Annotated in this window: 12 protein-coding genes; 8 read left to right on the top strand and 4 right to left on the bottom strand. The window is 71.1% G+C overall.

The window, feature by feature from the left end; translation table 11 throughout:
• Nucleotides 1-192 (bottom strand): hypothetical protein (locus AC5Y7V_RS21370; RefSeq protein WP_499882030.1); only part of this gene is annotated, 192 nt, incomplete at its 3' end.
• 211 nt (nt 193-403) lie between these two features.
• Here AC5Y7V_RS21370 and AC5Y7V_RS21365 point away from each other — a divergent pair.
• From AC5Y7V_RS21365 to AC5Y7V_RS21355, 3 genes are read left to right on the top strand one after another with little or no spacing between them, the layout of a single operon-like run.
• Entirely contained in the window at nt 404-1,012 is a 609-nt protein-coding gene (locus tag AC5Y7V_RS21365) for an SRPBCC family protein (protein WP_499882029.1), read from the top strand.
• Nucleotide 1,013: 1 nt separating this feature from the next.
• Nucleotides 1,014-2,165, top strand: a complete 1,152-nt coding sequence (locus AC5Y7V_RS21360; RefSeq protein ID WP_499882028.1) for a site-2 protease family protein — start codon at nt 1,014-1,016, stop codon at nt 2,163-2,165.
• A 24-nt stretch (nt 2,166-2,189) separates the two neighbouring features.
• On the top strand, nt 2,190-2,981 hold the full coding sequence (locus tag AC5Y7V_RS21355; protein ID WP_499882027.1) for a universal stress protein: 792 nt from the start codon (nt 2,190-2,192) through the stop codon (nt 2,979-2,981).
• 5 nt (nt 2,982-2,986) lie between these two features.
• Here AC5Y7V_RS21355 and AC5Y7V_RS21350 read toward each other — a convergent pair whose 3' ends face one another.
• Together AC5Y7V_RS21350 and AC5Y7V_RS21345 are read right to left on the bottom strand one after the other, a co-directional pair.
• The gene (locus AC5Y7V_RS21350) at nt 2,987-3,871 is read right to left on the bottom strand and encodes a universal stress protein (RefSeq protein ID WP_499882026.1); all 885 of its coding nucleotides are present in this window, start codon (nt 3,869-3,871) and stop codon (nt 2,987-2,989) included.
• A gap of 78 nt (nt 3,872-3,949) precedes the next feature.
• Nucleotides 3,950-4,192, bottom strand: a complete 243-nt coding sequence (locus tag AC5Y7V_RS21345) for a DUF2249 domain-containing protein (protein WP_499882025.1) — start codon at nt 4,190-4,192, stop codon at nt 3,950-3,952.
• A gap of 53 nt (nt 4,193-4,245) precedes the next feature.
• On the opposite strand from AC5Y7V_RS21345, the gene fdxA reads away from it, so the two are divergent.
• From fdxA to AC5Y7V_RS21320, 5 genes are read left to right on the top strand one after another with little or no spacing between them, the layout of a single operon-like run.
• Complete coding sequence (gene fdxA, locus AC5Y7V_RS21340) at nt 4,246-4,602, top strand: ferredoxin (protein WP_499882024.1); 357 nt, start codon at nt 4,246-4,248, stop codon at nt 4,600-4,602.
• Nucleotides 4,599-5,273: a helix-turn-helix transcriptional regulator gene (locus AC5Y7V_RS21335; protein WP_499882023.1), complete on the top strand. Its 675-nt coding sequence runs from the start codon at nt 4,599-4,601 to the stop codon at nt 5,271-5,273. Before fdxA ends, AC5Y7V_RS21335 begins: the two co-directional genes overlap by 4 nt.
• A complete protein-coding gene (locus tag AC5Y7V_RS21330) occupies nt 5,270-5,704 on the top strand; it encodes a hypothetical protein (protein ID WP_499882022.1) in 435 nt (144 codons plus the stop codon). Before AC5Y7V_RS21335 ends, AC5Y7V_RS21330 begins: the two co-directional genes overlap by 4 nt.
• A gap of 31 nt (nt 5,705-5,735) precedes the next feature.
• Nucleotides 5,736-6,080 (top strand): cupin domain-containing protein, encoded by a 345-nt coding sequence (locus AC5Y7V_RS21325; RefSeq protein ID WP_499882021.1) that lies wholly within the window; start codon nt 5,736-5,738, stop codon nt 6,078-6,080.
• A 5-nt stretch (nt 6,081-6,085) separates the two neighbouring features.
• On the top strand, nt 6,086-7,042 hold the full coding sequence (locus AC5Y7V_RS21320; RefSeq protein ID WP_499882020.1) for an NAD(P)H-dependent flavin oxidoreductase: 957 nt from the start codon (nt 6,086-6,088) through the stop codon (nt 7,040-7,042).
• Here AC5Y7V_RS21320 and AC5Y7V_RS21315 read toward each other — a convergent pair.
• On the bottom strand, nt 7,017-7,721 hold the full coding sequence (locus AC5Y7V_RS21315) for a helix-turn-helix transcriptional regulator (protein WP_499882019.1): 705 nt from the start codon (nt 7,719-7,721) through the stop codon (nt 7,017-7,019). The two genes, AC5Y7V_RS21320 and AC5Y7V_RS21315, sit on opposite strands and share 26 nt — an antisense overlap.
• Between the last annotated feature and the right edge of the window lie 81 nt (nt 7,722-7,802).

Raw genomic sequence — 7,802 nt, 5'->3', positions numbered from 1 at the left:
GCCACTCACGCGGGCCATGATGCGATCCAGCACCGTCCTGGCGAGGTCGCCGTCGTCGGCGATGCGGGGCAGGCCGCTGCGCCGCAGGAACGTGTCCAGGCGCCGGTCGGGTGACCAGTCGGCATAGATGGGGCCGAGGTAGCGCGAGCGCAAGAATTCACCCGCGAGGGCGTCAACGTCAGAATCGGACAATAACAACGGTGGGCCACCACCCATAACCGTCAATCTCCTTTGTTCAGCCGCAACCGCCGCAGCCAAGTTACGTCAGACGAAGTCATTATTTCGTCACGCGCCGATACCGGATAGGGCCCAAAGTCCCGAGCCCGCGGCGAGGGCACATCGGCACGGCTGCGGGGACCATCGACCCTGGCGGACGCCGCGACCGCCCGCCCACACTGTCGCCATGGGCAACGCGACCAAGCGGATCACCGAGACGGCGGCGCTGCTCGCGATGCTGTACGGCGCGCGGCGGTACTACCGGAACTGGGGCGCCACCAAGGCGGAATGCCGGATGCAGCTGCCCGGCGACACGCTGGTGGCCGACCCGGCGATACAGACCACCGAGGCGGTGTACATCGACGCGCCGGTCTCCGCGGTGTGGCCCGCGCTGCTGCGGATGGCCCATGGCCGCCGCGAGGGCGACTCGCCGTCGTCACCGGAGCACCTCGCGGTCGGGGACGTCCTGCGCCTGGCCCCCGAAGGCTGGCTGGGCCTGCCCGACGGGATGACGTTCACCGTCGCCGAGATCGTGCCCGAGAAGTACCTCGTGCTCAATGCCACCCGATCGGGCGCGCGCTGGAATGCGGTGTGGTCGTTCCACATCCAGCCGCACTGGGAAGACCGGGTGCGGCTGCTGACCCGCGCCCGGGTCGCCCTGCGCCACCCCGGCGAGGTCTTCGCCATGGAATCGGTCAGGCCGGCGCTCGCCCTGGGCACCCGCGGTTTGTTGCTCCGCATCAAGCACCGGGTCGAGCGGCCGCTCATGACGGCGTCGGCGCCGGCGGGGCACTGACGTGCGCGACGCGATCCCCCTGGGCCGGGTCGCCGGCTTTCCGGTGCACGTGAACTGGAGCGTGCTGGTCATCCTGTGGCTGTTCACCTGGAGCCTGGCGAGCACGCTGCCCGGCACCGCCAAAGGGTATCCGGCCCCGGCCTATTGGCTCGCCGGAGCGTGCGGCGCGCTGGTGCTGCTGGCTTCGCTGTTAGCCCACGAGCTGGCGCATGCCGTCGTCGCCCGCCGGGCCGGGGTGGCCGTGGAAAGCGTCACGCTGTGGCTTTTCGGCGGCGTGACCAACCTCGGGGGCGAGGCCAAGACGCCCAAGGCGGCCTTCCGGATCGCGATCGCGGGCCCGGCCACCAGCCTGGCGCTCGCGGCGATGTTCGGTGGGTTGGTGGTGGCTTTGCACGGCGTTCGGGCCGCCCCTATCGTCGTCGGCGTCGCCTCGTGGCTGGCCGGCATCAACCTGCTGCTGGGTCTGTTCAACCTGTTGCCGGGGGCGCCGCTGGACGGGGGCCGCGTCCTGCGCGCCTACCTGTGGCGCCGCCACGGCGACATCGTGCGCGCCGGCATCGGCGCGGCGCACGCCGGGCGGGTGGTCGCGTTCGTCCTGATCGCCCTGGGCCTGGCCGAGTTCGTCGCGGGCGGCATGGTCGGCGGTGTCTGGCTGGCCTTCATCGGCTGGTTCATCTTCGCCGCCAGCCGCGACGAAGAGGCCCGGATCTCGACGCGCGAGCTCTTCGCCGGGGTGCGCGTCTCCGACGCGATGACCGCCCGGCCACACACCGCGCCCGGCTGGCTCACGGTCGAGGACTTCATCCAGCGCTACGTCCTGGGCGACCGTCACTCGGCGTACCCCGTGGTGGACCCCGACGGATCGATCGTGGGGCTGGTCACGCTGGGCCAGCTGCGTCACGTCGCGCCGGGCGCGCGTGACACCACCCGGGTGGCCGACATCGCGCTGCCGCTGGACGCGGTGCCCACGGCCGCGCCGCAAGAGCCGCTGACCGCGCTGCTCGAGCGCATGGCACCGGCGGGTCCCCGCAGCCGCGCCCTGGTCCGCGACGGCGGCGAGGTGGTCGGAATCGTCACGCCGAGCGACCTCACCAAGCTGATGGATGTCTACCGGCTCGCCCACCATGGGCCGGCCGTGACCTCTCCCGTCTAGCGGCCGAAAGGTTTTGGGACGCTTATGAAACCGATCATCGTTGGCATCGACGGCTCGCCGGCGGCGATCGCGGCCGCGCTGTGGGGCGTCGACGAGGCCATCAGCCGCCACGTGCCGCTGCGGCTGGTCGTGGTCATGAAGCCGCAGCACCCGTCCCCGGACGACTACGCCCGCGACCTCACCCATGCCGAGCATTCGCTGCGGGAGGCGCGGTCCGCGGTCGAGGCCAGCGGAAGACCCGTCACCGTCGAAACCGAGATCGCTCGCGGGCCGGCTGGCGCGCTGCTGGTCGAGGCCTCCTCGAATGCCGAAATGGTCTGCGTCGGGTCCACCGGAATCGGGCGCTACGCCCGCTCGATCCTGGGTTCGACGGCGACCGAGCTGGCCGAGAAGGCGCGGTGCCCGGTGGTGATCCTGCGCACGGACGCCGAGCAGCCGCCGCCGGACATCAACTGGATCGTGGTGCGGATGACCGACGCACCCGACAACGACGTCGTCGTCAAACACGCTGTGGGGGAAGCGAAATTGCGCCGGGCGCCCATGCTCGTCCTCGGCGGGAGCCCGGCGGACCTCGCCGAGCACGCCGACGGCGGGTTCGAACGCCGGGTGTCCGACTGCCGCCAACGCCACCCCGAGGTGCGCGTCTACCCGGTCGCCACCCAGGAAGCCATCGCCGGTTTTTTGGCCGCCAACGACGAGCGAGTCCTGCTCGCGGTCATCAGTGGCGCCGAGGCCGGCCAGTTGGCCCGGCTGGTCGGGCCGCACGGGCACCCGCTTTTCCGGCACCCCGAATGCTCGGTGCTCGTCGTCCGCTGAAGCGACTAGGCCGGCGCGTCCCGCGCCACGATCACGGGCGCCTGCGCCATCTGGGCGACGGCCTCACCGACCGATCCGACCAGCATCCCGGCGAAACCACCGCGGCCCCGGCTGCCGACCACGACCAGCTGCGCCCCCGCGGACTGCGCGACGAGCTGGCGCGCCGGCTGCGCCTGCACGACGGCACGCGTTACCCCCACGTCGGGGTACTGCTCGTGCCAGCCCGCCAACCGCTCGGCCAATACCTCTTCGGCCGCGGATTGTGTTGCGGGCCAATCAAGTTCGGGCCATTCCGAGATGTCGAGATCGCTCCACGCGTGCAGGGCCACCAAGTCCGCGTTCCGGCGGGAGGCCTCGTCGAAGGCGATCGCGGTCGCCGGCTCGGATGCCGGTGAGCCGTCGACGCCGAGCAACACCGGTCCTTGACCGGCGCCCGCCGGGTCGTCGTGAATGATCGCGACCGGGCAATGCGCGTGACGCAGCAGGGCCGAACTGACCGAGCCGAGCAGCCGGCCGGGCCACCGGCCGCTGCCCTGCGCCCCCGTGACCAACATGTCCGCGTCCTTGGACAAGTCGATCAGCGTGGGAACCGCTCCCGAGGAAAGGATTTCGGTGTGGATGCCGGCCGGACCGCCGTTCCGCGAGGCCGCTTCGACGACCTTGAGCGCCTCGTCGACCAGCCTGCGCCCGTGCTCCTGTTGCCAGCGCAGCACGCCGGCGGGCACGGGAGTCCTCAGCCAGGTCGAAACCTCCGGGGAAACCGCGTGCACCAGGGTCAGCGGAACGTTGCGCAGCTCGGCGTCGCGCGCCGCCCACTGCACCGCCGTCCTGGCGGCCGGCGAGTCGTCGATTCCGACGACGATTCCCAAACGTGCGTGCTGCGATGACATCACCAGTCCTCGATTCGTCGGCGTGGCCGTTCACGCACGACCGTATCGGGGCCGGGTGGGTTCCAGGAGGGGCGTTTGTCACCGATCCGGCGAGCAGAGCTTACTGATCCGGATCCGCCAGGCCTGCGGGCCCTTCTCGACGTATTCCCAGCCGTAGCTGCCGGGCAGGTCGGCGTCGAACTCGGCCCGCAGGTGCTTGGGGTCGTGGTTGTTCACCAGCACGAAGGATTCGCCGACCCCCAGCGCGGCGTAGGCCGCGAAGATCGTCGGGTGCTTGTCCGGCTTGCGCAGCCCGCGCACGTCAAGTTCGGTGTCGGCCATGGGTTTCCGCAACTCCTTGGTTTCTACAATAGATATTGTGTAAACTGTAGCCCATGACGTACGTGATCGGAAAGCCGTGCATCGACGTGATGGACCGGGCCTGCGTCGACGAATGTCCCGTCGACTGCATCTACGAGGGCGGCAGGGCGCTCTACATCCACCCGGACGAATGCGTGGACTGCGGCGCGTGCGAGCCGGTGTGCCCGGTGGACGCGATCTACTACGAAGACGACCTGCCTGCGGAGCTCAAGCCTTACCTGGCCGATAATGAGGCGTTCTTCACCGAAGTCCTGCCCGGTCGCGACGAGCCGTTGGGATCGCCGGGCGGGGCGGCCAAGGTCGGGCCGCTCGGTGTCGACACACCGCTGGTCGCCGCCCAAGCCAGGGCCGACGAGACCAAAGGAGCGTGAGCGGCATTACGTCAGTCGGAGAAAACACCGGTCGCCGCCGCCGTGAGGTGCTGCGGCTATTGCGGTCGTCGCCCGTTCCGCTCAGCATTGTTGCGATCGCCGAACAGCTTGGCGTGCACCCGAATACCGTGCGGTTCCACCTCGACAGCCTGCTCGCGAGCCGCCAGGTGGAGCAGGTCGAGCACGACCCCAAGGGCCCCGGGCGCCCACCGCTGATGTTCCAGGCGGTGCGGCAGATGGATCGCGGCGGGACGCGGCACTACCGCATGCTCGCCGAGGTCCTGACCGAGGCGCTTGCCGCCGACCGGAACCCGCACGCGAAGGCGGTGGCCGCGGGGAAGGCGTGGGGACGCAGCGTCGAATCGCGCGCCAAGGCGCCGAAGGCCCGCAGCGCCGAGGAGGCGGTCGACCGGCTGGTCGGGGTGCTCGACGACCTGGGGTTCGCCCCGGAGCGCCGGACGTCCGACGGGGAGCAGGTGGTCGGCCTGCGGCACTGCCCGTTCCTCGAACTGGCCGAAACCCGGGGCGCGGTCGTGTGCCCCATCCACCTCGGGCTGATGCAGGGAGCCCTGGAGACCTGGGGGGCGCCGATTTCCGTCGACCGTCTCGACGCGTTCGTCGAACCGGATCTGTGCCTGGCCCACATCTCGCCGGCCGGGTCCGCCCGGTGAGCACCGGACCGGCGATCGCGGTCGCGGTCACCTTCGTCTGGCTCGGCATGGTGCTGGCCATCTCGTTCCTCGAGGCGCCGCTGAAGTTCCGCGCGCCCGACGTGACGTTGCAGATCGGGCTGGGCATCGGGCGCCTGGTGTTTCGCGCGCTCAACACCGTCGAGGTCGCCTTCGCCCTCGTCATCGTCGCGATCGTGGCATCGGGAACCGGGGGGTCCACCCCGCCGCGCATCGTCGTGGCGTTCGCCGTCGCCATCGCCGCCTTGGCGATCCAGCTGATCGCGGTGCGCCCCCGGCTGACCCGCCGCTCCGATGCGGTGCTCGCCGGATCGGAGGGACCGCGATCCCGCGCGCATTACGCCTACGTCGGCCTGGAGGCGGTCAAGACCGTGGCCTTGCTCGTGGCGGGGATACTGCTATTGACCGTCTGATCGCGGGCTTGCCCGACGGAAGGGGACGACCATGGAATCCATCTCGCTGACCGCACTGGCGTCCGAAAAGCTGGACGAGGCCCGGAGATCGCACAGCGGACGCGCCGCCCACACCATCCACGGTGGTCACACCCACGAGCTTCGGCAGACCGTGCTGGCCCTGCTCGCCGGCCACGACCTGTCGGAACACGACAGCCCCGGCGAGGCGACGCTGCAGGTGCTGCAGGGTCACGTGCGCCTGACGACCGGCGGCGACGCCTGGGACGGCAAGGCCGGCGACTACGTGGCGATCCCCGCCGAGCGGCACGCCCTGCACGCCGTCGAGGATTCGGTGGTCATGCTGACCGTGCTGAAGAGCCAGCCCGGGGCCCACTAGCGCCGATGCTATCCACGCCCTGGTCAAGGGGTTTCGGGCTACGGGTGCCGATCGTCAACGCCCCGATGGGCGGGGTCGCCGGTGGCCGGCTAGCCGCCGCCGTCACCGCGGCCGGTGGGCTGGGCATGGTCGGCATGGGCAGCGACGGCAGCAGGGAACTGCTGCGCGCCCAGCTGCGGCACGTGCCGGAACGATTCGGAATCGGCTTGGTGGACTGGGTGATTCGCACCCAGGAGGGGCTGCTCGACGATGCGCTGGCCGCCGGGCCCGCGCTGCTGTCGGTCAGCTTCGGCACCGACTGGTCGTGGGTCGCGAAGGCGCGTGAGGCCGGAATACCCACCGTCACACAGGTTTACGACGGTCTGGGCGCCCGCAAGGCCGTCGACGCCGGCGTCGACATCCTGGTCGCGCGGGGTGCCGAGGGCGGCGGACATGGCGAGGTCAAACTCGCGACGCTGCCGTTGCTCGACGACGTGTTGGACGCCGTGGACGGCGCAGCGGTGCCCGTCCTGGCGGGCGGTGGCGTCGCCTCGGCGCGAAGCCTGGCCGCCGTGCTGGCCGCCGGGGCCGGCGGGGCGTGGGTGGGCACCCGGCTGGCCGCCTGCCCGGAGGCGCTCACCGGCGACGGCAGCCGCCGCGCCCTGATCGCCGCCCGGGCCACCGACACGGCCGTCACGCGGGCCTTCGACGTCGCCAGGGGGCTGCCCTGGCCGGCGCGGTTCCCGTCGCGCGTGTTGGCCAACGACTTCGTCGCGCGCTGGACGGGCCACGAGGACGCGCTCGATGTGTCGGCATGCGACCAGCTGGCCGCCGCGACCGCCGACGACGACCGCCGCGTGGCCCCCGTCGACGCCGGCGAGGGCGTCGGGATGATCCGCGACGACGCGTCGGTGGCGGAGGTCGTCGAGCAGATGTGCGCGGGCGCGGAGCGATTGCTCACCGCGTGGACGCAGCGGCCCTGAGCACCACACAACACCGATCCGGCCCCGGGCACAGTCGGGCGTCGGGGCCGTGCGGCGTCAGCGCGTCGGCCACGCCGGTGATCAGCGCGTGGTTCATGTTGCAGGCCAGCTCCGTCTGCTCCTGCGCCAGCGCGTGGAAGGGGCAATTGGCGAGCTCCACCTCCCCGTCGGCGCGCCGGGGTTCGTAGCCGTATCGGCGCAGCACCCGCAGCGCCAGGTCCATCGCCGCCGAGGCGTCCCCCGGCGGGCGTTCGGTGGCTGCGATCGTCCGGCCGTAATCGCGGGCGACCCGGTTCAGCTCCTCGACGACGGGCTGGCCGGTGTCGGCCGACCGCGCGATCGCCGTCGCCATCAGGCGACCGGCCAGCTCGTACTCGCGCTGCGGCAGGCTGACCGCGATGTCGCGGGCCGCGCGGCGATACAGCTTGGACGTGCGCCCCGCGCCGGGGCCGGAGCGGCCCGTCAATCGCGCGTAGTCGGTTTCCAGCAGGCCCTCGGCGGTGAGCCGGTCCAAGTGGAATTTGGCCTGGTGGTGCGGGACGCCCACGGCGTCGGCCGCCTGATCGCGGCTGACCGGCGCCGGCTGGGAGCACACGAACTCGTAGAGCCGGCGGCGGACCGGATCGGCGAGCGCGCCGATGCCGGCCGCGTCCCGCTGCAGCGCGTTCCCGTCGTTCATCCGACCTTCGTCTCTAACAGACAAAATGCTTGACGCTACAGTGTAACGGATCTAACGTACATATTATTATCTGTTAGTAAT

The organism is Mycobacterium sp. NGS34 (assembly GCF_059812845.1).
Note: the sequence above shows the minus strand (reverse complement) of the source record. Positions and strands in the feature narration are given on the sequence as shown.

Coding starts and splice junctions, on each gene's coding strand:
- fdxA (WP_499882024.1), top strand. CDS start 4,246: ATGACGTACGTGATCGGAAAGCCGTGCATCGACGTGATGGACCGGGCC.
- AC5Y7V_RS21365 (WP_499882029.1), top strand. CDS start 404: ATGGGCAACGCGACCAAGCGGATCACCGAGACGGCGGCGCTGCTCGCG.
- AC5Y7V_RS21315 (WP_499882019.1), bottom strand. CDS start 7,721: ATGAACGACGGGAACGCGCTGCAGCGGGACGCGGCCGGCATCGGCGCG.
- AC5Y7V_RS21355 (WP_499882027.1), top strand. CDS start 2,190: ATGAAACCGATCATCGTTGGCATCGACGGCTCGCCGGCGGCGATCGCG.
- AC5Y7V_RS21350 (WP_499882026.1), bottom strand. CDS start 3,871: ATGTCATCGCAGCACGCACGTTTGGGAATCGTCGTCGGAATCGACGAC.
- AC5Y7V_RS21345 (WP_499882025.1), bottom strand. CDS start 4,192: ATGGCCGACACCGAACTTGACGTGCGCGGGCTGCGCAAGCCGGACAAG.
- AC5Y7V_RS21320 (WP_499882020.1), top strand. CDS start 6,086: ATGCTATCCACGCCCTGGTCAAGGGGTTTCGGGCTACGGGTGCCGATC.
- AC5Y7V_RS21325 (WP_499882021.1), top strand. CDS start 5,736: ATGGAATCCATCTCGCTGACCGCACTGGCGTCCGAAAAGCTGGACGAG.